This window comes from Vreelandella arcis (assembly GCF_900103865.1).
Lineage (GTDB): Bacteria > Pseudomonadota > Gammaproteobacteria > Pseudomonadales > Halomonadaceae > Vreelandella > Vreelandella arcis.
This window is the reverse complement of record NZ_FNII01000007.1, coordinates 105846-128921: the sequence shown is the minus strand read 5'-3', so window position 1 is coordinate 128921 and position 23076 is coordinate 105846. Positions and strand designations below refer to the sequence as shown.

General features: G+C 57.9%; 19 protein-coding genes. 5 read left to right on the top strand and 14 right to left on the bottom strand.

Annotated features, from left to right (window positions below):
• Positions 1–11: 11 nt before the first annotated feature.
• From BLR97_RS10045 to ybaK, 4 genes are all read right to left on the bottom strand, one after another.
• The gene (locus BLR97_RS10045; protein WP_089705782.1) at positions 12–1901 is read right to left on the bottom strand and encodes an ABC transporter ATP-binding protein; all 1890 of its coding nucleotides are present in this window, start codon (positions 1899–1901) and stop codon (positions 12–14) included.
• Between the two features lie 50 nt (positions 1902–1951).
• Positions 1952–2830, bottom strand: a complete 879-nt coding sequence (locus BLR97_RS10040) for a PA4780 family RIO1-like protein kinase (protein WP_089705780.1) — start codon at positions 2828–2830, stop codon at positions 1952–1954.
• 36 nt (positions 2831–2866) lie between these two features.
• Complete coding sequence (dbpA, locus tag BLR97_RS10035; RefSeq protein ID WP_089705776.1) at positions 2867–4264, bottom strand: ATP-dependent RNA helicase DbpA; 1398 nt, start codon at positions 4262–4264, stop codon at positions 2867–2869.
• A 93-nt stretch (positions 4265–4357) separates the two neighbouring features.
• On the bottom strand, positions 4358–4825 hold the full coding sequence (gene ybaK / locus BLR97_RS10030; RefSeq protein WP_089705774.1) for a Cys-tRNA(Pro) deacylase: 468 nt from the start codon (positions 4823–4825) through the stop codon (positions 4358–4360).
• A gap of 104 nt (positions 4826–4929) precedes the next feature.
• Here ybaK and BLR97_RS10025 point away from each other — a divergent pair, with 104 nt between their 5' ends.
• Together BLR97_RS10025 and BLR97_RS10020 are read left to right on the top strand one after the other, a co-directional pair.
• A complete protein-coding gene (locus BLR97_RS10025) occupies positions 4930–5124 on the top strand; it encodes a DUF3008 family protein (protein ID WP_089705771.1) in 195 nt (64 codons plus the stop codon).
• 426 nt (positions 5125–5550) lie between these two features.
• The gene (locus tag BLR97_RS10020; protein ID WP_089705768.1) at positions 5551–6963 is read left to right on the top strand and encodes a PhoH family protein; all 1413 of its coding nucleotides are present in this window, start codon (positions 5551–5553) and stop codon (positions 6961–6963) included.
• 229 nt (positions 6964–7192) lie between these two features.
• Here the strand turns inward: BLR97_RS10020 and BLR97_RS10015 are convergent, their stop codons facing one another.
• The 5 genes from BLR97_RS10015 to BLR97_RS09995 form a co-directional block, all read right to left on the bottom strand.
• Positions 7193–8215 carry a YihY/virulence factor BrkB family protein gene (locus BLR97_RS10015; RefSeq protein WP_089705765.1) on the bottom strand — a complete coding sequence of 341 codons (1023 nt, stop codon included), beginning with the start codon at positions 8213–8215 and terminating at the stop codon, positions 7193–7195.
• 50 nt (positions 8216–8265) lie between these two features.
• Positions 8266–8934: an alpha/beta hydrolase gene (locus BLR97_RS10010; RefSeq protein WP_089705762.1), complete on the bottom strand. Its 669-nt coding sequence runs from the start codon at positions 8932–8934 to the stop codon at positions 8266–8268.
• A 159-nt stretch (positions 8935–9093) separates the two neighbouring features.
• Entirely contained in the window at positions 9094–9297 is a 204-nt protein-coding gene (locus BLR97_RS10005) for a cold-shock protein (protein ID WP_009101184.1), read from the bottom strand.
• A 190-nt stretch (positions 9298–9487) separates the two neighbouring features.
• Positions 9488–11149, bottom strand: a complete 1662-nt coding sequence (locus BLR97_RS10000; protein WP_089705759.1) for a GMC family oxidoreductase — start codon at positions 11147–11149, stop codon at positions 9488–9490.
• Between the two features lie 25 nt (positions 11150–11174).
• Complete coding sequence (locus BLR97_RS09995) at positions 11175–12695, bottom strand: CoA-acylating methylmalonate-semialdehyde dehydrogenase (RefSeq protein ID WP_089705757.1); 1521 nt, start codon at positions 12693–12695, stop codon at positions 11175–11177.
• A 139-nt stretch (positions 12696–12834) separates the two neighbouring features.
• Here BLR97_RS09995 and BLR97_RS09990 point away from each other — a divergent pair, with 139 nt between their 5' ends.
• From BLR97_RS09990 to BLR97_RS09980, 3 genes are all read left to right on the top strand, one after another.
• Complete coding sequence (locus BLR97_RS09990) at positions 12835–13743, top strand: LysR family transcriptional regulator (protein ID WP_089705753.1); 909 nt, start codon at positions 12835–12837, stop codon at positions 13741–13743.
• A gap of 91 nt (positions 13744–13834) precedes the next feature.
• Positions 13835–14461, top strand: coding sequence for a peptide-methionine (S)-S-oxide reductase MsrA (msrA, locus tag BLR97_RS09985; RefSeq protein WP_422821917.1), 627 nt, complete (start codon positions 13835–13837; stop codon positions 14459–14461).
• Between the two features lie 184 nt (positions 14462–14645).
• Entirely contained in the window at positions 14646–16028 is a 1383-nt protein-coding gene (locus BLR97_RS09980; protein WP_089705750.1) for an NAD-dependent succinate-semialdehyde dehydrogenase, read from the top strand.
• Between the two features lie 92 nt (positions 16029–16120).
• On the opposite strand, the gene BLR97_RS09975 is transcribed toward BLR97_RS09980, so the two are convergent.
• From BLR97_RS09975 to BLR97_RS09955, 5 genes are all read right to left on the bottom strand, one after another.
• Positions 16121–16600, bottom strand: coding sequence for a phosphatidylglycerophosphatase A family protein (locus BLR97_RS09975; protein WP_089705747.1), 480 nt, complete (start codon positions 16598–16600; stop codon positions 16121–16123).
• Positions 16600–17334, bottom strand: coding sequence for a tellurite resistance TerB family protein (locus BLR97_RS09970; RefSeq protein ID WP_089705744.1), 735 nt, complete (start codon positions 17332–17334; stop codon positions 16600–16602). Before BLR97_RS09970 ends, BLR97_RS09975 begins: the two co-directional genes overlap by 1 nt.
• 64 nt (positions 17335–17398) lie before the next feature.
• Complete coding sequence (locus tag BLR97_RS09965) at positions 17399–19999, bottom strand: AAA family ATPase (RefSeq protein WP_089705741.1); 2601 nt, start codon at positions 19997–19999, stop codon at positions 17399–17401.
• Entirely contained in the window at positions 19996–21144 is a 1149-nt protein-coding gene (locus BLR97_RS09960) for an exonuclease SbcCD subunit D (protein WP_089705739.1), read from the bottom strand. Before BLR97_RS09960 ends, BLR97_RS09965 begins: the two co-directional genes overlap by 4 nt.
• Positions 21145–21245: 101 nt before the next feature.
• Positions 21246–22877 (bottom strand): DASS family sodium-coupled anion symporter, encoded by a 1632-nt coding sequence (locus BLR97_RS09955; protein ID WP_089706162.1) that lies wholly within the window; start codon positions 22875–22877, stop codon positions 21246–21248.
• Positions 22878–23076 lie beyond the last annotated feature (199 nt).

Genomic DNA, 23076 nt, shown 5'->3' with positions numbered 1-23076 from the left:
TGATCGTTACATTAATCGTTGGGGCGATCAGCACCGACATCAAGGCCAATAAATCCACCCGACTGGCGACGCCAGAGGCGCGCGTAAATACCGTCGTGCGCCAAAAGTTCGGCGTGGGTGCCGCTCTCCACGATTTGCCCTTCATCCACCACGATCAGTCGATCCAGCATGGCGATGGTCGACAGCCGGTGGGCAATGGCAATCACCGTCTTGCCTTGCATCAAGGTATCAAGTTGCTCCTGGATGGCGGCTTCCACTTCGGAATCCAGTGCCGAGGTGGCCTCGTCCAGCACCAAAATCGGCGCGTTTTTGAGCAGTACCCGGGCAATAGCAATGCGCTGACGTTGGCCACCGGAAAGCTTCACGCCGCGCTCGCCCACGTGGGCATCCAACCCGCGCCGTCCCTTGGGGTCGACCAAATCGTTAATGAAGCTGTCCGCGTGGGCGCGGCACACCGCCTCCCAGACATCGTCATCGTTGGCGTGGGGGCTGCCGTAGCGAATGTTATCGCGCAGCGAGCGGTGGAGTAGCGAGGTGTCCTGGGTCACCATGCCGATTTGATGGCGCAGCGAGGTTTGGGTGACATCAGCGATGTTCTGCCCATCGATGAGAATGCGCCCGCCCTGCACGTCGTAGAAACGCAGTAGCAGATTCGCAAGGGTCGACTTGCCCGCCCCCGATCGGCCGATCAGACCGATTTTCTCGCCCGACGCGATGTTCAAACTCAAGCCATCAAACACGGTTTTGTTTTCGCCTTTGGCTTGAGCATAGCCAAAGCGCAACGACTCGAACGCAATGGCACCACGAGGGACATTCAAGGCGTTGGCGTTGGGCGCATCGCGTATCGTGGGCTCCTGGGCAATGGTATTCATACCATCCTGTACCGTGCCGATGTTTTCAAACAGCCCGGCGACCTCCCACAAGATCCAGTCGGACATGAAGCGAATGCGCATCACCAGCGCGATGGCAATAGCCAGCACGCCCAACGAAATGGCGTCGACGTACCAGGCACTGATCGCCATGCCCGCGGTGCCCACCAGCAGCGCGGTGTTGAGCAGCGTCAGGCACACGCTCATGATCGTGACTAGCCGCATTTGGCGATGCACGGTGCCCATAAAGCCTTCCATGGCGTCCTTGGCGTAGTCCTGTTCGCGCAGGGTATCGGCAAACAGCTTGATGGTCTGGATATTGCTGTAACTATCCACCACGCGCCCGGTCATCTGCGCCCGGGCATCCGCCTGGGCCATGGAGACATCGCGCAGGCGTGGCACGAAAAAGCGCATAATCGCCAGATAGCCCGCCAGCCAGATCCCCAATGGCAGCAGCAGCCAAGGGTCGGCACGGCCCAGCAAAATCGCCGCGCCGGTAAAATACACCACCGCGTAAACCAGCAGATCCATCACCTTGGTGACGGTTTCACGAATCGCCAGCGCGGTCTGCATGACCTTCTGCGACACCCGCCCGGCAAACTCGTCCTGATAAAACGCCAGACTCTGGCTGAGCATATGCCGGTGCGATAGCCAGCGGCCAATCATCGGATAATTGCCGAAGATACTCTGGTGGGTCACCAGCGACTGCAGCAATACCAGCAGAGGCAGGCCAATCAGCACCATCACGCCTACCCCGGCCAGCCAAGGGCCGTTTTCGGCCCAGAAATTCGCCCGCTCGACGTTGCCTAGCCAGTCCACCAGCTCGCCCATGTAGCTAAAAAACACCACCTCGGCGGCGGACACCAGGCCGGTAAACAGCGACATCAGCAGCAACAGGGGCCAAACAGGCCGCGAGAAATGCCAGATAAACGGCGGAAGCCCCTGGGGCGGCGTCGTAACGTCGCCCTCGGGGTAAGGGTTTACCCGCGTTTCAAAGTAACGAAATAAAGGCGTGAGCATACGCGAAAGCATGAAAGTTCCTTACGTTACTTGTGGGCCGAGGGTGGCGCTGGCGACGAACGTCAGTAGGGCTGGGGCGGTTCTGGATAATCCTCCTCATCATCACGCATGCGCTCCAGTCGATCGGCCTCTTCCTCTTTGGCGTCGTCGATCACTTCCATGAGCTCATCAACGTCAGCAATATGGGTATCAAAGTTGAAGTGGCCGGTCAGTTGGCTATCCGGATGCAGCTCGCCGGATTCGTATAGCGCCCACATTTCTTTGCCGTAGTGGGTATCGAGAAGCGCTGGCGCGAACTTACCAAAATAGTCGCGCATGTTATCGACATCGCGGTAAAGCATTGCCGCTGCACTGTTATTGCCAGCGGCGTCAACGGCCTGGGGTAAATCAATAATCACCGGGCCGGAGGCATCGACAAGCACGTTAAATTCCGACAAATCACCGTGGATCAAACCCGCGCAGAGCATACGCACCACGTCTTGGATGATTTTGGCGAAGTAGGTTTCGGCTTGCTCCGGCGTGAGCTTTACTTCGTCCAAGCGCGGCGCCACGTTGCCCTCAGCGTCGCTGATCATCTCCATCAGCAATACGCCATCCACAAAGCCGTGGGGCTCGGGCACGCGCACGCCTGCTGAGGCAAGACGATAAAGCGCATCGACTTCGGCATTTAGCCACGCCTGCTCCTGCTCTTTTTGACCATAGCGGGTTTTCTTGGCCATCGCCCTGGCGCGGCGGGTGTTACGTTCCTTGCGCCCTTCCTGGTATTGCACAGCCTGCTTAAAACTACGTTGTTTGGCCTCTTTGAAAACTTTGGCGCAGCGTTCCTCATCACCGCAACGCACCACGTATACCTGTGCTTCCTTGCCGCTCATTAACTGCATCAGTACTTCGTCGATCATGCCGTCATCGACCAAGGGCTGTAATCGTTTAGGGATTTTCATGGATCGCTGCGTTGGCTCCTCGTTAATCATGCTCGCTTAATGGCGAATGCGGCGAACACGGAAGGCTCGCCCCTTTAATTTATCATGCTCAAGCTTGGTCTGAGCCTGTTGAACCACATCGCGCGCAACCGCCACGTAAGCGCTTCGCGCCAACACGTTGATTTTACCGACTTGATCCCCCTGCACGCCGCCTTCGCTGGTCAGCGCACCGAGAATATCACCTGGCCGTAGCTTGTCTTTTTTGCCGCCGGCCAGTTGCAGCGTGGCCATGGGCGGTTCAAACGGTGCCGCGTTAGACGCCTTGGGTAACGGCTCGGTCGTCAGAGTTTCACCCAGCACGTCGGATAACCGTTCAAGGCGATAGGTTTCCTGCGGCGAGACCAGGGTGCAGGCAATGCCGCTCGCCCCGGCTCGCCCGGTACGGCCAACGCGGTGCACGTGGACATCCAGCTCTCGGGCGATCTGGTAATTAAAAACAGCATCTAACTGGGCGATATCCAAGCCTCGGGCCGCCACATCGGTGGCCACTAAGATCGAGGCGCTGCGGTTGGCAAACAGAACCAGAATGCGGTCGCGGTCTTTCTGCTCTAAATCGCCATTGAGCGCCACGGCGCTGAAACCAGCATCCACCAGCCGATCCGCTACCGCCTGAGTTTCCCGCTTGGTGTTACAAAACACCACGCTGGTGGTCGGTCGGTTAATCAATAACAGTTGCTTGAGCGCTGCAAAACGCGACGCTTCATCCGCCACGCTATAGAAATGCTGCGCGATGGTGCTGGCATCGTGAACCTCAGCGACTTTTACCGTCACCGGCTCGTGCATGATGCCACGCGTCATCGCCGCTAGGTCGCCTGAGGATTGTTCCTCAGGGAATGTTGCGCTAAACAACAGCGTTTGGCGATCCGCCGGAGTCTCGGCAATGATTGCATCAATGGTCGCCTGAAAGCCCATATCCAGCATGCGGTCGGCTTCATCCAGCACCAGGGTGGTAAGCGAGCCCAGCGTCAGCGAGCCTTTGCGTAGGTGCTCCTCAATACGCCCCGGGGTGCCCACCACAAGGTGCGCGCCGTGATCCAGGGATGACAGCTGCGGCCCCAGCGGCGCCCCGCCACACAGCGTGAGAATTTTCACATTCGGCATGGCCCGGGCCAGACGACGCAGCTCCTCGGCGACTTGATCGGCCAATTCCCGCGTTGGGCACAACACCAACCCCTGAACCGCAAAGGCCTCAATGCGTAGCCCAGCCAGCAACGCCAAGCCAAAAGCGGCCGTTTTACCCGAGCCGGTTTTGGCCTGTGCCAATACGTCGCGGCCTGCCAGCATCGGCGGTAGGCTTTGCGCCTGAACCGGCGTCATCTGGTGATAACCAAGAGAGTCTAGATTGCTGGCGAGTGCGCTGGGCAGCGCCAGGGATGCAAAAGAAGTGTCTGACACAAAAAATTCCTGAAGGGGCGAATATGCCCGACTAAGCATGAGCGGCCTTAATGCTGCGCACCATACCAGAAAGTGCTTCATCACGCGCTGTTGTCATACTGCGATGGGGGCCAGTTGCGCCTGACTAAGCACGAGTAGATCCTTCGGCGATAGCTCAATTTCAAGCCCGCGCCGACCTGCGCTGACATACAGCGTAGCAAAGCTTTCAGCCGAGGCATCAAGAAAGCCCGGCAGGCGCTTTTTTTGCCCCAGCGGGCTAACACCGCCCAACACATACCCAGTGGCACGCTCGACCTCGGCCGGCACGGCCATGGCAGCTTTCTTGGCCCCCGCCGCTTTGGCGATTTGCTTTAAACCTAACTGCTTATCCACCGGCACCATGCCGACTGCCAGCTGTTGTCCATCGAGTTTCACCACCAGCGTTTTAAATACCTGAGCAGCGGCCACACCCAGCTTTTCCGCCGCTTCCAGACCATAGGAGTCGGCTGCCGCATCGTGAGAGTATTCGTGTATGTGATAAACAATGCCCGCGCGTTTTGCGCTATTAATCGCCGGTGTCATGGAAAAATCTCTTGGTTAACGGCCTGTGGTCTGGAAAGCAGTTTACTGGCTGCTAAGCTTAATAACGCGGCAGGCCAAAGGAAGTCAACTGACAGGAGTCTTGCATGAAAGCCACGTCTAAAGCACAGCAAAAAGCCGCGGGTGCGGCACTCTCCGCCAAACGCGGTGAAACCAAACCCAGCGAATTGGTGGGCGCCTCCAAAGAAATGTACGACTCAATGAGCGAGGACGAACTGGAGGAAATGGCGGGCACTCAGCGCAAGGGCAAGCCGCAAAAGAAAGACGATCAAGATGATTAAGATGATTAAGATGATTAAGGAAGCGTGCAACGCATCTTTTATTGTGATCGGGTGATCAGCGTAATGCTGGTCACAGGTTGTCAGTTGCACTCTGTTCAGTGCTGCTCAACGCTTTCAACAATCTCTTCGGCGTTATCGATTTGCTGCGTATCGATTGCAATACCCACCATCAAGAAACTGCCCACCTTTGCAATCACCACGCCTTACCGTTTTTCGAATAGCTTGTCACGATGGTACCCAAAGGCGCTCGCGCAGCGTTGAAATCATTTTTGTGGAAAAAAACACCAAAGCCTTCCACGCTATTAAAAAGTGCTAAATAAGGAGAGACCAGGACACGCCACCTTACCGACACAGGCAAGTGTCATTAGGACGTAAGACGTACCTGCCAGTGTCGATGTTGCCGTCAACTACGGAGTGAATGCCACGATGGTACGACTCGATAAGAAAGCAACTAGGCTTTACGTTCTGGACACCAATGTCCTGATTCATGACCCCGCCGCGCTCTACAACTTTGACGAGCACGATGTTGTCATCCCCATGACCGTCTTGGAGGAGTTGGACAAGCATAAAAACGGTATTCGCGAAATCGCCCGCACGGCACGCCAGATCAGCCGTACGCTCTCGGATTTAACCAGCCAAGTCACGTTCGACGAAATTCAGCGCGGTATCCCGATCCCTCGCATCACCGGTGAGTCCGGCCATTTACGCTTTCTTTGCTACAACGACCTTCAGCCCTTTAGCGCGCTGGACGACAGTCCAGACAACCGTATTTTGGCGGAAACCTGCCGCCTGCGTGACGAACGCCCCGATGCATCGGTCATTCTAATTACCAAGGACATCAATCTGCGGGTGAAGGCGGCGGCGTTAAAAGTCCCCGTCGAGGATTACTTAACGGATCGTGCGTTTGATGATAGCGACGCGATGATTGAAGGTGCCCAAGTATATACCTCGGCAGCAGGCCAGCACGGAGCGTCGCTGTGGGAAGCGCTCAACGTGGAGGTCACCGTTGAGCGAGTCGACCACCACACCTTCTATCAGTTGAAAGGCAACATGCCGCGCCACTGGCACGTTGGCATGCTGGTATCGGATAGCGAAAACGGCGCTGAGTTTGAGGCGATCATCCGCGAACTCTCGCCGTCGTCAGCACGCTTACAGCTGTTAACCAACTATCGCCACCACGCCGGAGTCTGGGGCGTCCACGCCCACGACAGCCGGCAAAACTTCACCCTTAACCTGCTGATGGATCCTGAGATTGACCTGGTGACCATCGCCGGTAACGCAGGCACCGGCAAAACCTTTATGACGCTGGCCGCTGCGTTTCAGCAAACCCTCGATCAAAAGCAGTTCGAGCGCATTGTGTTTACCCGCGCGCCAATACCCATGGGCGAAGACATTGGCTTTTTACCCGGTAGCGAAGAGGAGAAAATGTCGCCGTGGATGGGCGCTTTCCACGACAATATGGATAACCTGCTGCGCAATGACGAAGGCGAGACTACCTGGGATAACGGTGCCACACGCCAGCTGATTGGCTCACGGGTACAGATCCGCGCGCCCAGCTTTATGCGCGGGCGCACCCTCAACGACACTTTCTTGATCATTGATGAGGCGCAAAACTTTACCCCGAAACAGCTCAAATCGTTGGTGACCCGTGCCGGACGCAATACCAAAATCGTCTGCTTGGGCAACGTCGGGCAGATCGACACGCCTTACCTAACCGCCAACACCTGCGGGATGGCCGCTGTGGTGGAACGGTTTCGCGACTGGCCCCATGCGGGTCACATCACGCTGAAAAGCGTCGAACGTTCTCGCCTGGCGCTGGCCGCCGAAGAACTCCTATAACCCCTTACCCTTTTTTGTATCTAATGCCTGCCTCCCGCTCAACAGCGGAAGGCAGCCAGCCGTTAAGTGACTAATAGACCCTGCTTCGCCGACGGCAATATATAAGCGTTGGCGTCTTCCAACGCTTGCAGTAAGACCTATTAACCAGGTGCACGGGGCTACGTCCTGCTTCCCCATTATTATTGGTTAACAGCCCATTACCCTCTCATCTGCCAAGCTCAAGCATCGCTTAGTCACGGTGGTGAGAATCTGGTGGGCTCGGGATATCGTCTTGCTCATGCCACGGATGCTCAGGACCTAGCGTATCGGCGGCGTAGGCTTCACGCTGGCCCGGTGGCCGATACTGACCAACGGTGGTGTCCTTGCGCGTCTGTCGCTCAAGTTCACAATTAATCTCCGCACCCAGCAATACCACAAAAGCCGAGAGCAAAAACCACAGCATCAATACCACCACGGCCCCCAAGGAGCCATACAACTCACTAAAGCTGGCGAAATGGCGCACGTAAAGCGATAAGCCCCCTGAGCCCAGCAGCCATAGCAGCGTGGCGACCACCGTCCCCACGCTCAACCATTCCCATTGGGCCGCGCGGCGATACGGCGCAAAGCGGTAAAGCAGCGCAATCACGGCGCTCATCATGACGAGCAATGCGGGCCAGCGCATAAAGTCGATCATGCGATCAAAGGGAGAAACGACCGCCAATGCATCAACTAACATCGGCACGAGCGCGATAAACCCCAACGACAGCAGGGTCATCAAAATCAAGCCTAAGGTCATGGCCGTGACCAATAAGCCTAAACAAAACACGCTGCGCTGCTCTTGCTCACCATAAACGACGTTAAGTCCCACTATTAGGCCGCTGACGCCCTTCGAGGCGATATACATGGCGATCAACAACCCCACCAACGCGGCCATTTCATTGCTCGACTCAACGCTATCCACCACGTCCTGGGCCTGATTATCAATCAGTGCTGCCGCCTCGGGGGGCATCAAACGGCTTATTTCGTAGAGTTGCTGGCTCGCTTCATAGGGGTCGAACAATAGGCCCCAAAGCGAGATAACCGCCGCAATGGTGGGAAACAGCGCCAGCAAAGCGTAGAAAGCCACGCCCGCCGCCAATAGCATAATCCGGTCGCGGCGTGCTGAACGCATCACGCGCCAGACGATATCCTGCCATCCCGTTTTGGGGATTTCACGAGGGAAGCCGGCTTGGCGGCCGCGCAGCGTTGGTCGATTGGTCGCTTTTTTGCTCATCGCATGCCTTCCCACCTCAGTAATAGCGCTATCAACGCGAGCACCTCTGCTCAGTCGTTCAAACGCTCCTTGAGCCAGCGGCCAATGTCGCTTACTTGCTGCGGGCAAAGCGAGTGAGCCATTGAATACTGACGGTAATTAACCGTATAGCCCAAGCTTTTTAAGCGATCAGCGCCACTTTTGCCCAAGCTTTCCGGCACGATGGGGTCAAAACTGCCGTGCTGAACCTCAATCGGAATCTGCTTATTCGCCTCGGCCAACGAAATGTTGTCAGCAGTGGCGAAATAGGTCGACATGGCCAACAGCCCACCCAGCGGCAGCGGGAATGAAAGCGCAGCGTGGTAGGCGACGGCTCCCCCTTGGGAAAAGCCTGCCACGATAACCCGCTGGCTATCGATCCCTTGGTCAATCTGCTCCTGGATGAGCATTTGGATACGTTCTGCGGAGACCTTTAGCTGAGCCTCATCTACCCGGCGGCCTAAGTCCATCGCCAAGATATCGTACCAGGCAGGCATTACCATCCCGCCGTTGATGGTCACCGGCAGCCGGGGCGCGTGGGGCATGATAAACCGCACGTTGGCATCGTCGGGCAAGCCCAGCGCCGGCACTAGAGGCTCAAAATCATGGCCGTCGGCACCCAAGCCATGCAATATAAACACACACGCATCTGCGGGTTGACCGCTCTGCGGCTCGATGATTAGTTCGCCAGGAGCTGTCATGGTCGTTCATTCCTTGCTTAAAAAGGCCACCCTAGCGCAAAGCGACGTCAGGGGGCGAGCAATATGGATATTTTTCATACGCATACAAAAAACCCCGCGAAAGCGGGGTTTTTTAGCTTGCCAGCGCTAAACGCTAACAGCAAACATCGTGAGCTCTAATTACAGAACTTTGATGTTAGAAGCCTGAAGGCCTTTTTTACCCTGAGTGACGTCGAAGGAAACCTTCTGGCCGTCTTGTAGAGTTTTGAAGCCGTCAGCTTGAATTTCAGAGAAATGCGCGAACAGGTCGTCGCCATTGTCGTCAGGAGAAATAAAGCCGAAGCCTTTAGTGTCGTTAAACCACTTAACGGTACCAGTTGCCATTATCGAAATCCTCGATCAAGCGTATTTAGAGCCGGGTAATACCCGAGTTGCAGTGGGTAGAACAAGAAACCTTCACCAGACTCAACGCTTGCGGCGCTTCGATACTGCTGACAACGTTCAACTTGCTAACCAACTGCTTGAATCATGCCCCTTGTTTTGGTGCACGTCAACATTGTGGCGTAAAAAAATGTCAGTTCGATGACCGTGCTGACAATATCCAGCAGGCGGCCTTTTCGGCGATCATTAACGTCGGCGAATTGGTGTTGCCGCTGGTGATCGTCGGCATCACGCTGGCATCCGCCACGCGTAGCCCACTGACGCCGCGAACGCGCAGCTGGCTGTCAACCACGGCCATCGGATCGTCTTCCCGCCCCATGCGCGCGGTGCCCACCGGATGAAAGATCGTCGTGCCGATATCCCCGGCCAGACGCGCCAGCTCGTCATCGCTCTGGTACTCGAGGCCGGGCTTCACTTCTTCGGGCTGATACTTGGCAAAGGCGGGCTGCTCGGCAATTCTACGCGTCACCCGCAGCGAATCGGCGGCCACCTTGCGATCTTCCGGCGTACTCAGGTAATTCGGCATGATAGCGGGCGCCTGACGCGGATCGCGGCTCTTAATCCTAACCGACCCTCGGCTACTGGGATTCAGGTTGCACACGCTCGCCGTAATCGCGGAGTACGGGTGTAGCGGCTGGCCAAAAGCCTCCAGGCTTAACGGCTGAACGTGGTACTGGATATTGGCATAGTCATACTCCTCGCCGCTGTGCGTAAATATACACAGCTGCGACGGCGCCATACTCATGGGCCCGGTACGTTTAAGGGCATACTCCAGGCCAATTTTGGCCTTGCCTATCAGTGAGTTGGCTATCGTGTTGAGCGTTTTACCTCCCTGGATCTTGTACACCGAGCGAATTTGCAGGTGATCCTGCAGGTTTTCGCCCACGCCGGGCAAGGCGCTCACCACCTCGATACCATGTTCATCCAGCAAGTCAGCGGGACCAATGCCGGATAGCTGTAACAACTGAGGCGAACCAATCGACCCAGCGGACAGGATGACTTCCTGGCTGGCATTCACACGCAGCGTTTCACCTTCGCGCACCACGTCGGCGCCAACACATCGTGGCATTGCGCCATCGTTAGCAAATACCAGTTGGTTGACATGGGTTGAGTGCCAAACGGTAAGGTTATGACGCTGTCGCACCGGCTTCAAAAACGCTTTTGACGTATTCCAACGCCAGCCGGCGCGCTGATTGACCTCAAAGTAGTCCACCCCTTCGTTGTCGCCGCGATTAAAGTCTCGCGTCCGGGGTATACCTGACTGTGCCGCCGCTTCAGCAAAATCATCCAGCACTTGCCAGCTTAGCCGCTGCTTTTCCACCCGCCATTCACCACCGTGACCATGAAAATCGCAGTGCTCAGCATCGGCATCGCCACCTTCATCCAGGCGATGATGGTGTTCGTGCTTGATAAAATCAGGCAGACAATTTTCCCAGCGCCAGGCATCGTCACCGGTCACCTCGGCCCAGTGGTTATAATCCCTCGCTTGACCACGGATATACAGCATGCCATTGATGCTGGAACAGCCGCCCAAGGTCTTGCCCCGTGGATAGATCAGCGAGCGACCGTTGAGCCCGGCGTCGGGCTCGGTACGAAACATCCAGTCGGTGCGCGGATTATTGATGCAGTAGAGGTAGCCCACCGGAATGTGAATCCAGTGGTAGTTGTCGCGCCCGCCCGCCTCGATCAGCAATACCCGGTGATTCGGGTTGGCGCTCAAGCGGTTGGCCAGCAGGCACCCGGCGGTGCCTGCTCCGACCACGATGTAGTCAAACTGATGAGGGGTATCGGACATGGGCTGACTCCTGCCGCGAGTGCGATTACTTGGCCGTGGGCATGACAAAGTCCGCCCCACCGTCAATCGAGTCCGACCAGCGCTGCATGATCGACTTCTGCTTAGTGTAGAAACGCACGCCTTCTTCACCGTAGGCATGGGTGTCGCCGAACAACGAGCGCTTCCAGCCGCCGAAGCCATGCCACGCCATCGGCACAGGAATCGGCACGTTGATGCCGACCATACCCACTTGAATACGACGGCCGAACTCCCGCGCCACGCTGCCGCTTTCGGTAAAGCAGCTGACGCCGTTACCGAATTCATGGTCGTTGATCAGTTGAATCGCGGTGGACGCGTCGGGCACCCGAACGCAAACCAATACCGGGCCGAAAATCTCTTCTTTGTAAATGGTCATGTCCGGCGTGACGCGATCAAACAGCGTGCCGCCCATCCAGAAGCCTTCGTCACAGCCATCGCCGGTCTGGGCCGCATTAAATTCGCGACCGTCGACAAGCAGCTCGGCGCCTTCGGCCACGCCTTTGTCGATGTAGCCGGTAATCCGTTGGTGCGCCTCGCGGGTCACAATCGGGCCCATTTCGGCGTCCGGTTGCATGCCATTTTTCACTTTGAGGGATTTGGCACGCTCGGCCAATGCTGGGACAACTTTATCGGCGACATCGCCGACCAACACCGCAACGCTAATCGCCATGCAGCGCTCGCCAGCTGAGCCATAAGCCGCACCGACCAAGGCATCAACGGCCTTGTCCAAATGCGCGTCGGGCATTACCACCATGTGGTTTTTCGCACCACCAAGCGCCTGGACGCGCTTGCCATGGCGGGCACCGCGCTCATAAATCAGGTTGGCGATGGGCGTGGATCCAACAAATGACAACGCTTTGACCTCAGGATGATCAAGCAGCAATTCAACCGCGTCCTTGCCGCCCTGCACCACGTTAAATACGCCATCGGGTAGCCCGGCTCGCTTCAGAAGATCAGCAATCATCAACGAAGCACTCGGATCCAACGGGCTGGGTTTCAGAATAAAGGTGTTCCCCGTGGCGATGGCGACCGGAAACATCCACATGGGCACCATAACCGGGAAGTTAAACGGCGTAATGCCGGCCACCACACCGAGTGGCTGGCGTACTGTCCAGTTATCAATACCGGTGCTCACCTGTTCGGTGTAGTCGCCCTTCATCAGTTGGGGAATCCCGCAGGCGAACTCGACGACATCGATCCCCCGGGCGACTTCCCCCTGGGCATCGGTAAATACTTTGCCGTGCTCTTTGGTAATAGCCTCGGCCAAGGCGTCCTTATTGGCATTGAGCAGTTCAAGAAATTTGAACATCACCCGCGCCCGGCGAATCGGCGGCGTGTCGGCCCAGGCAGGAAAGGCGGCTTGGGCGGCCTCTACGGCGGCATTTACTTCGCGCTCACCGGCTAACGCCACCTGCCCGGTGACCTCACCCGTCGCCGGATTAAATACGTTTTGAGCATCACCGGTGCCGCTGCTCACTTGGCCATTAATGTAATGTTGAATGGCGGTGGTCGTTGTTGTTGCGGTCATGGGGGCAACCTTTATAAGTGTCGTGATTATTAAAATATCGATAGCAACAGATTACTGGCCTTACAGGGGCAATCAATTGAGTAATTTTTAACCACGATATAAGCTTAACTAATATCACTACCCCAAAAGGAAGCCGCCCATGCAGGAATACGCCACACTCAGGGCTTTTGTGGCCGTTGCCCGCGCAGGCAGCGTCTCTCGCGCGGCCCAACAACTGCACCTCACCCAGCCCGCGGTTAGCCTAAAGTTGAAGCAGCTGCAGGCCAACCTGGGGCTAACCCTGTTCAACCGACGCCCGCAGGGCCTCACCCTGACCGCCGACGGGCTCGCCCTGCTGCCCGCCGCCGAAACAGCGTTGGCCGGCGCCAACGCGTTTGAACAAACCGCCAGTGCGCTACACAGCACGCTACGCGGCAAGCTGACCATCGGCACCATCGTGGATCCGGAATTTATTCGCCTAGGGGCGTTTCTCAGCCGCTTAATGCTCAGGGCACCGCAGTTGGAAACCGAACTGCACCACGGCATGAGTGGCCGCGTGCTGGCGCGCATTGAACAGGGCGATTTGGACGTTGGGTTTTATCTCGCGCCACCAGGAGAAGGCACGGGCCACCAAGCCCTTGCTTGGCGAGAGCTTACCCAGTTTGACTACCACGTGATTGCCCCCGCCGGCTGGGAGGCGCGGCTGACGGACACACGCTGGGCGTCGCTGGCGCGCCTGCCTTGGATCGTCACCCCGCTCGACTCGGTGCATCACCGGTTGCTGCAAAGTCGCTTTGCCGCCAGTCAGGTGACGCCCAACCGCGTCGCCCAGGTCGATCAGGAAGCCTGCATGCTCGATCTGGTACGCGCCGGCGTCGGGCTGAGCCTGGCACGCGACGCCCTGGCCATGGCCGAACGTCAGGAAAGCGGCCTGGCCGTGGCAGACCATGTTCGTCTGCCCTGCGCTCTGGGCCTGATTTGGCGACACGACCGGGCAGCCGAGCCACCGATCGCTACCGCGTTAACAACCCTGGACGACGTATGGCCCCCACGCCATGGCCAGGTTTAACGAAGGGATAACTATCGATTGTAAGGAAAGTGAACCACCTGGCGACTAAACAACTCACAACAGCATGGTTCACCTTCCGGGAGTCAACCTCATGATGCAACACCTACCACTTCGCCCGTTAGCGCTGGGGATCGCTACCGCTGCTATCGGCATCACCAGCACGTCGCTTCAGGCCGAGACGCCCGCGGAAGCGGTATTTGCTGGCGGCTGCTTCTGGTGCATGGAACCCCCTTACGACCGCCAGCCCGGCGTAACGGCGACCATTTCCGGCTATACCGGCGGCGAACTGGAAGACCCGACCTACGACCAAGTCAGCAGTGGCGATACCGGCCATATCGAGGTGGTCAAGGTCGAATACGATAAAGCGCAAATCAGCTACGAACAGCTACTCGATATTTTCTGGCGCAATATCGACCCGTTCGCGGTTGGCCGCCAATTTTGCGACGTTGGCGACCAGTACCGCTCAGCGATCTTTTATCAGAATGATGAGCAGCGCGAACTGGCCGAAGCCTCCAAAGCCGAACTGGAAGACCGCTTTGAGCAGGACATCGCTACCGACATTTTACCCGCTGAAACCTTCTGGAAGGCCGAGGAATACCACCAGGACTATTACCAAAAAAACCCAGTGCGCTATAAGTTTTACCGCTTTAGCTGCGGTCGTGATGGTCGCCTAGACGAGGTATGGGGCGACGAAGCTGGCGGCCCAACCTTCGATTGACCAGAGCTCTCGTTAGCCATAGGGATCGCCTATTTGGCAGCATTGCCAGTTTTCTACTACAGTGAATGCCAGCAATAGTAGACCAGTCGTCTAATGAAGCCATTGGCTAGGACGCGTTGATCTAGAGCATTGTTGATTTAGATAGTTTTGATTTAAAAGCGTTGATCTATAGATAGGAGATCTTATGAGCAACAGCATCACGACCGTTAACCCAACCACCGGCGAAACGCTAGAAACCTATGCGCTGATGGATGCCAGCCAAGCGAAGCAGGTGGTTGAGGCGAGTCATCAAGCATTTCTCGAGTGGCGGCTCAAACCCCTCGAGCAACGCGCTCAAGTCGTTAAAGCCATCGGCGAAGCACTAAAAGCAAACCGCGACGAACTGGCCGACTTTATGGTCAAAGAAATGGGCAAACTCCCCGAACAGGCGCATCAAGAAGTCGACCTGTGTGCGGGCATTTGCGATTACACCGCCGAGCACGGCCCGACATCGCTCGCCGATGAAACACGAAACCCGAGCAACGGTGAACGCGGCATTGTCACCTACTCGCCAATAGGCGTTATCTACGGCATTCAGCCCTGGAACTTCCCTGCCTACCAGGTCGTGCGTTATTCGATCGCCAATATTATGGCGGGCAATGCCGTACTGCTTAAGCACGCTGAATGCGTTACCGGCAGCGGCCTACTGCTTGAAAAAATCTACCGCGAAGCGGGGCTACCAGAAAACGTCTTCCGCACGCTGGTGATTTCTCATGATGTATCCGATGAGGTCATTGCTCACCCAGCTGTGCGCGGCGTCACGCTGACCGGCAGCGACGGCGCGGGTCGCAAAGTGGCCGGCAAAGCCGCCGAGCATCTGAAAAAGACCGTGCTTGAGCTAGGCTCCAACGATGCCTACCTGGTGCTCGACGATGCCGACCTGGACGTCGCCGTGGATACCTGCGTGATGGGTCGCGTCTACAACACCGGGCAAACCTGCGTGGCCGCCAAACGCTTTGTGGTCACCGAAGCAAACTACGAGGCCTTTAAAGAGCGCTTCGTCGAGAAGATGCGTGCGCTGAAGGTCGGTGACCCCACACAAAATGGTATCGATGTAGGCCCCATGGCGCGCGTCGATTTACGCGACGACCTACACGAGCAGGTAGAAGAAAGCGTACGCAAAGGCGCGAAGATTCTATGCGGCGGTGAGAAACCCGACGGCAAAGGCGCGTTCTACCCGGTTACCGTGCTGGATAACGTCACCCCAGGCCAGCCTGCCTACGACGACGAGCTGTTCGGCCCGGTCGCTGCATTGATTCGCGCCAAGGACGATGACGATGCCATGCGCATCGCCAACGATAGCCGCTACGGCCTCGGCGGTGGCATTATCTCTAAAGACGTCAAGCGCGCCACCGAACTGGCCAGCCAGTATTTCGATACCGGCATGGTGTTTATTAACGGCTTTGGCGTCGCCACCCCGGAAATGCCCTTTGGCGGCGTGAAGGATTCCGGCTACGGGCGTGAACACGGCGGCTTCGGCATGCACGAATTCGTCAATGTGAAATCGGTGATTGTCGTCCAAGAGTAAGTCTCGGTTCGCGACAAGCGGAGCCGCAACGACAAGCGCCGCAGGCTTTTGGCCTGCGGCGTTTTTTATGCGTCCGACAGTGGTGCTCGTCGTTAAACGTTGCGTCGTTGGGAGCGCTGCCAGACGAACAGGCCGCTGGCGATAACCACCCAGGTCACCAGCGCGGCGATCACATCGTCCAACACGATGCCAAAGCCGCCGCTAACATACTCTGCCAGATGAATCGGCGCTGGCTTGAATCCATCGAAGAAGCGATAGGCCGCAAACGCCAGCGCCATGATCAGCGGATGGCGTGCGGCGCTCAGGCCGATGACCGCCAGCGGAAACGCCACGTATTCATCGGCGACGATACTGCCATGATCCAGCCCAGCATAATGCCACGCGGCGACGTGGCAAACCGGCACCGCCGCTACCAACAACACGCCGATCACCGCCGCTTGCTGGCCCGTGGGTTTGTCAAGCAGCCACCATGCCAGCAGTATACCCAGTAGCGAACCAAAGGTGCCCGGAGCGATAGGCGCAAGCCCCAGCCCAAAGCCGGTCGCAATCCAAAAATTAAGCGTCTCGAGCATTAACCGGCCTGCTGAGCTTGATGTTCCAGTTCACGGGCCATATCCGGCGTCAACGTTAGAGCACTGGCCAACTGATCCAACCAGGCGCGTTCCATGGGGTTTTGTTCATCGATGACCGCGACGCTAATCAGGTACATTTCCCGCGCGGCTTGCGGGGAATCGGCTTGTTGCGCCAGCGCTTTGGCATTCAGCGGGGCGTTGAGCTGTTGCTCGACCCATTGATGCATCTCGTTATCGGCACCTAAGGCATCGATCTGCTCGGCAATCAGCGCCTGCTCTTGCTTATCAATATGGCCATCGGCCCGGGCGGCCATGATCATCGCCTGCAATAATTCCAGGCTGCGCCGCTCCTGGTATTCACCATTGAGCACTTCGACACGCTCGCCTTCAGCGCTTGTTTGCGACTCGCTGGGCGAGCTCTTACCCGCCTGCGAGCTTTGCCAGGCCTTCCAGGCGAGCACCCCCACACCGGCAATCGCGCCGTATTTAAGCGCTTTACCGCCCAACTTACGGCCACGCTTGGAGCCAACCAGCATACCCATTGCGCCGCCACCCAGCAGGCTTTTCATGTCTACCCCGCCGGAACCGCCGCCTTTGGCGCCCTGGCTGCCGCCACCGAACTGCTTGGAGAGACCCTCGAGCATGCCTTTTACGTCGACGCCGCTACCACTACCACCTTTCTGGCCACCGCCGGCTTGCTGCATTAACTGCTGGAGAATTTTACTCGCGTTCATAGATGTACTCCTTGGGTATAAGGGCCTGAACAACGCTTATTAAAGAGGCATTTGAGGCGTTGCACTACCGCGCGCCTTCAATGACCACCGTACTTCCATGACGGCTCGCGCGCACGTCCACACGAACCGGCATTTGTTCTTTGAGTTCGCTTACGTGGGAAATAATCCCAATCATCCGCCCGCCCATTTGCAACTCGCTAAGCATCGCAATCGCCTGATCCAAGGCGTCCTGGTCGAGACTACCAAAACCTTCGTCGATAAACAGCGTATCCAACTGGATGCCGCCGGCGTAAGCCTGCACCACGTCGGAAAGCCCCAGCGCCAGCGAAAGCGCCGCCATAAAGGACTCACCGCCGGACAGCGTGGCCACCGGGCGATTCTTGCCGGTATAGGTATCCGCCACATCCAGCTCAAGCCCCGAGGCACGATTGCCTTTGGAAGGGTCATCGCGGCGCACCAGTTGATAGCGACCGCGGCTCATGCGTACCAGCCGCGTTGACGCTTGGATCAGCACGTCGTCCAACAACACCCCCAACACAAAGCGCTGCAGGCTGATGCGGTGGCCGGTGCGACCGTTGGCGACATCACTGAGCGTGCCCCACACACGATATTGGGCCTCAAGCGATGCTTGGGCGGCGTGGGCGGCGTCGAGCTTTTCGCGGGTCGCCTTGAGTTGAGCCGCCCGCGTGGCCAGCTGTTGATAGCGCTGCTCGTAGGTCTGCTCCTGGGCTTTTGTTTCCGCCACTTGCTCTGCCAAGGCGGGCAGGTTCGGCGGCGTTTGCCCCTCAAGGCGGGCCTGAATCGCCTCCAGTTGGCCCTCCAGCTTGGCTTGCTCACGCTGGAAGTCAGCCACTTCACGGCTCAAGCGCTGGTATTCTGCTTCGCTCAGCCGAGCCCTGGTAAAGGCGTCTTCATCGTCAAAGACGCTATCGGCCAGAGCGCGTTGCCACGCCTGCTGTGCGTCGTTAAGCGCACTGTCGGCGCGGGCTTGGCGCTGGTGAGTATCCTTTAATGTAGTGTCGGCGCGGGCCAGCGCCGTTTGGGCGCGTTGAGCGTTTTCCTGCGCAGTTTGCCAGGCAGCGTCAGCGGCCTGAATATCGGCGTTGAGCTCGGCCTGGGTAGCTTTAAGCGCTTCAAGCGAAGCGTGTTCGCCCAGCTCGCCGCGCAGTCGCTGGCAGTGTTCTTCTTTGTCGGCCAGTTGCTGGGCAAGCTGCGCGTGGTGCTGCTGCGCGTTCACCAGTGCCTGGCGAGCTTGTTCAAACGCCGCGCGAGCCTTTTTGACCTCAGCTTGGCTGACCGGTGCTTGCTCGACCACGGCAGGCGCCGGATGGTCGCGACTGCCGCAAACCGGGCAAGGCACCTGAGTTTCCAAGCGCTGTGCGAGTAACGCCGCTTGGCCTTGGTGCCAATGCATTTCCTGCGCGGTGGCATGCTGCTCTGCCGCTTCGGTGGCCGGCCGCTGACGGTCGATCTCAGCGCTGGCCTGCTCCACCTGATCCGCGAGTCGGCTACGCTTGGCATCAAGCGCGGCCAGTTCCTGGCACTGCTCAACGGCATGGTGCAACCGGTACGCCCGCTCGCGCCAGGCAGGCAACTGCTCAAAGCCGGGCTTAGCCGCTTCCAGCGCGCGCTGGGCCTCGGCCTGGGCGGCTTGCTGCTTGGCCATGGCCTGCTCTGCTTGGGCAAGCTCGTCGTGAGTGGTGTGCGCTGTTTGCAGCGCCGTTTGCAGGGTTTGGTAAGCCGGCGCCAACGCCTGGGTTTGCCCGTGGGCATGCAGACGCGTTTGGGCGTCGTCTATGTCGCCCTGATGGCGTAGAAGTTCGTGTTTAGCGGCTTTGAGCGACGCTTGTTGATCGAACTGCGCCTGCAGTTCCTTACCCTGACGCTCGGCATGCTCAGCCGCCTCGCGGCGCGCTTTCGCCTCAAGGTAACTTTGCTCGGCGGCTTGCCGCTGCGGTTCTAGCGCGCTGCGCTCTTCCTCCAACGCGGCGTCGCTTTCCACCTCGCTGGCCTGCAAAATACCCTGCACCCGCTGGCGATGGTCGTTGACCTCGCGCTCGATCTGGTTCGCCCGGCTGCGCAAGCGCTCTTCTATGCGCTGGAAGATCTGCGTTTGAAACAGCTGGGAAAAAATCACTTCGCGGTCTTTCGACCCGGCCAACAGCAGTTCGCGGAATTTACCCTGGGGCAGCACCATCACCTGGCGGAACTGACTGGCATCGAGGCCAATCAAGCCCTGCACCTGGGTGGTAGCGTCGTTGACGCTTTTAGCCACCAGGCACTCGCCTTGCTCGCCGTCTGCGGTCAGCCGCCACAGCTGGGCTTCGGCGTTTTGCGTGGTAGTGCCCTCGCCGCGCGCCTTGGGGCGCTCTTGCTGGGGCACACGGCGTATCCGATAGGCCTCGCCGCGCAGTCGGAAATCCAGCGCCACCTCGGTGAGCAGCTCCGCTGGCGCCTGATCGCAGCGCATTTGACTGGCATCGCGTTCGGCGCCAGTAGTTTGGCCATAAAGGGCAAAACACAACGCGTCTAAAATCGAGCTTTTACCCGCGCCCGTGGGGCCGTTAATCAAAAACAGCGGGCTTTTACCCAATGCAGTGAAGTCGACGGTTTCACGCCCGGCAAAGGGGCCGAAGGCCTGCATGGTTAAGCAAAGCGGCGTCATCCCTGAGCCTCCTCGTCGCGGCTAAGTTCGCCAATCAATTCGCTGATCGCTGTGGATTGCTCGTCGGTCATGGCCTCGCCGCTGGTTTGGGCAAAAAAGTCGCTGAACATATCCTTCGCGCTAAACTGCAGCCGCTCGCGATCCAGCTGTTGGCGACCACGGGCTTCCAGCATGCCGGGTTTCTCCAAATGCAGTACGTTGGGATACACCTCGCGCAGCTTGCCCATGGGGTCGAGGATGGCGTGGCGATCGGTCAGCCGCACCAGCAGATAATCCTCGGCGTGAGGATCGCTAACGCCGTCGGCGATCAACGACTCAAGCTCGCCTTCCAAAATCCGCACGTTCAGACGCGGCTCAAGCGACCGGTGCTGAATATGCTGCACGCCCTGGTCGTTAATATCCACCAGGGTTACGCCCTTGCGCTGGCTTGCTTCGGAAAAGCTGTACTTGAGTAACGAGCCGCTATAGCGGATATGCTCCCCCCCGCTATACTGAGGGCCGTGCAAATGCCCCAGCGCTACGTAGTCGAAGCTTTGCATCGGCTCCAAGGCGACACTTTCAGCGCCGCCTAGCGTCAGCGGCCGCTCGGAATCCGAGGCGCTACCGCCGTCTACAAAGCAGTGGCTCATCAGCACCGTGGGCCGACTTGGGTGGCGCTGGGCATTGATCCGCTCGACCAGGTGGCGGTGGGCGCTATCAAAGTCGCGCACGTCCACCGATAACTGGCTGCGCACATACTCGGGGTCGGCATAGGGTATGCCGAAGACATCCACCTCCACACCGTTGGCGGACAGCGTCACCGGCCGGTCGCAGTCGGTCAAATCCGACAGGATATGCAGCCCGGCCTGGCGCAAATGGCGCGCACCAAAGCCCAGCCGCTGGGCGCTATCGTGGTTGCCGGAAATCATCACCACCGGCAGATTGCGCACACTGCAAAGCTCTGTCAGCACGTCGTCCAGCAGCGCGACCGCCGTGGCAGGCGGCACCGATCGGTCGTAGATATCGCCCGCAACCAGCACCGCATCGACGGCCTCGCGATCGATAATATCGATCAGCTGATCGAGCACATAACGCTGATCGTCCAGCAACGACAGGTTGTGAAACAGCCGACCTAAATGCCAGTCGGCAGTGTGTAAAAGACGCATAGCAAACTCAGCAGCAAAAACGTACGTGCATCATAACAACCTAGGCACTAAAACGCCCCGCTCAAGGCGAGGCGTTTTAGTGTCTAGGTTGGCGTTTAGAACTAGCGGCGGAAAGCGTCAGGGTAGCTGGTTAAATCCACGCCCCACATCATCGGCAGCAAAAAGTAGACTGCAGCGACGATCAGGATTAGCGCGAGAATATTAAGCCCAAAGCCGTTGCGTACCATCTCGATGATTTTGATTTTGCCCGTGGCGAAAATAATCGCATTCGGCGGCGTGCCCACCGGCAGCATAAAGGCGCAGTTGGCCGCCATGGCCGCCGGCACCATCAACACAAACGGATGCACATTAAGCGCCAGCGCCAGCGACGCCAGGACGGGCAGAATCATCGTCGCGGTCGCGGTATTCGAGGTAATTTCGGTTAAGAACAGCACCATCGCGCTGGCCATCATAATCACCAGCAGGAAGTTGACACCTTCCAGCACGCTCATCTGCTCACCGATCCATTCGGCCAGTCCCGAGGAGCTGAAGCCGGCGGCAATCGCCAGACCGCCGCCGAACAGCAGCAAGATGCCCCAGGGCACGTCCTTGGCCACGTCCCAGTCCAGCAGGCAGCCGCCCTGATTCTTGGAGGGAATCAAAAACAGCGAAACCGCCGCGACCATGGCGATCATGGTGTCGTTGATGCCGGGTATGGTCAGCAGTTGCCCTTCCCACAAAAACGAGCGAGTGATCCACATGAAGGCAGCGAACAGAAACACCGCCAGCACGGCTTTTTCTTCAAAGCGGGTGGCGCCCAGGGCCTGCTTTTCCTTGTCGATCACCGCCTTGCCCCCTGGCAAATCGGCAAACCTGACGCGATAAACCACCTTGGTGAGCAACAGCCAGGCAGCGAATAGCAGAATCACCACCACGGGAAAGGCGAAGAACATCCATTCGGCAAAGGAAATCTGCACCCCGAACAGCTCCGACACGGTGGCCGCCAGAATGATATTGGGCGGTGTGCCGATCAAGGTGCCCAAGCCGCCGATGGTACCGCCGTAGCCGATACCAAAAATCAGCGCTTTGCTAAATTTATCGATATCCTCGCGATGGTCATCGTCGCTTTTACTCAGTTCTTGGGTTACTTGGTACACAATCGCCGTGCCAATCGGCAGCATCATCATCACGGAAGCGGTGTTGGACACCCACATCGACAAAAAGCCGGTCGCCGCCATAAAGCCCAGCACGATGCGATTGATACTGGTGCCCAGCACGCCAATGATCGTCAACGCGATGCGCTTGTGAAGCCCCCACTTCTCCATGGCCAGGGCAATCATGAAGCCGCCCAGAAACAGGAAGATGATCGGGTTACCGTAGGCCGCAGTCACCCGGCTGCTTTCCAGCGCTCCGGTGATCGGCAGCAAGACAATAGGCAACAGCGACGTCACCGGAATCGGGATCGCTTCGGTAATCCACCACACCGCAACCCAGAGCGTCGTAGCCAGCACCATGCGGCCTTCAAAACTTAGATCCGCGGGATTAAAAAACAACACCACAAACGCGAACAGCAGCGGCCCTAACAGCAGCCCTACTTTTTGCGGTTTTGTATACGCCGGTGGACGCGGCTCAGGTCCCGAGCCATTATTTCCAGACGCACTACCACCCCCTGAACCGCCCGTGGTAGGTAGCGCGCACAGTAATAGGGTTTTTGCCTGCTGGTGGGAAGCCCAAAGCTGGCTCCACACCGTCATCATTCCATTGCTTAGCATACGACGACTTCGCTCACCGAAAATGTGTAAGGTTATGAAGAATACACACGACCCACCCATAGCGACCGGGATCGTCAGGGCACGCGCATTCTTCGGCCACCGTTTTCCACTTCCCTACGACTTTAGTCCAGTTATTTATGAAAAATTAATACCAAAGTATAACGACTTTAGTTTAATTTTT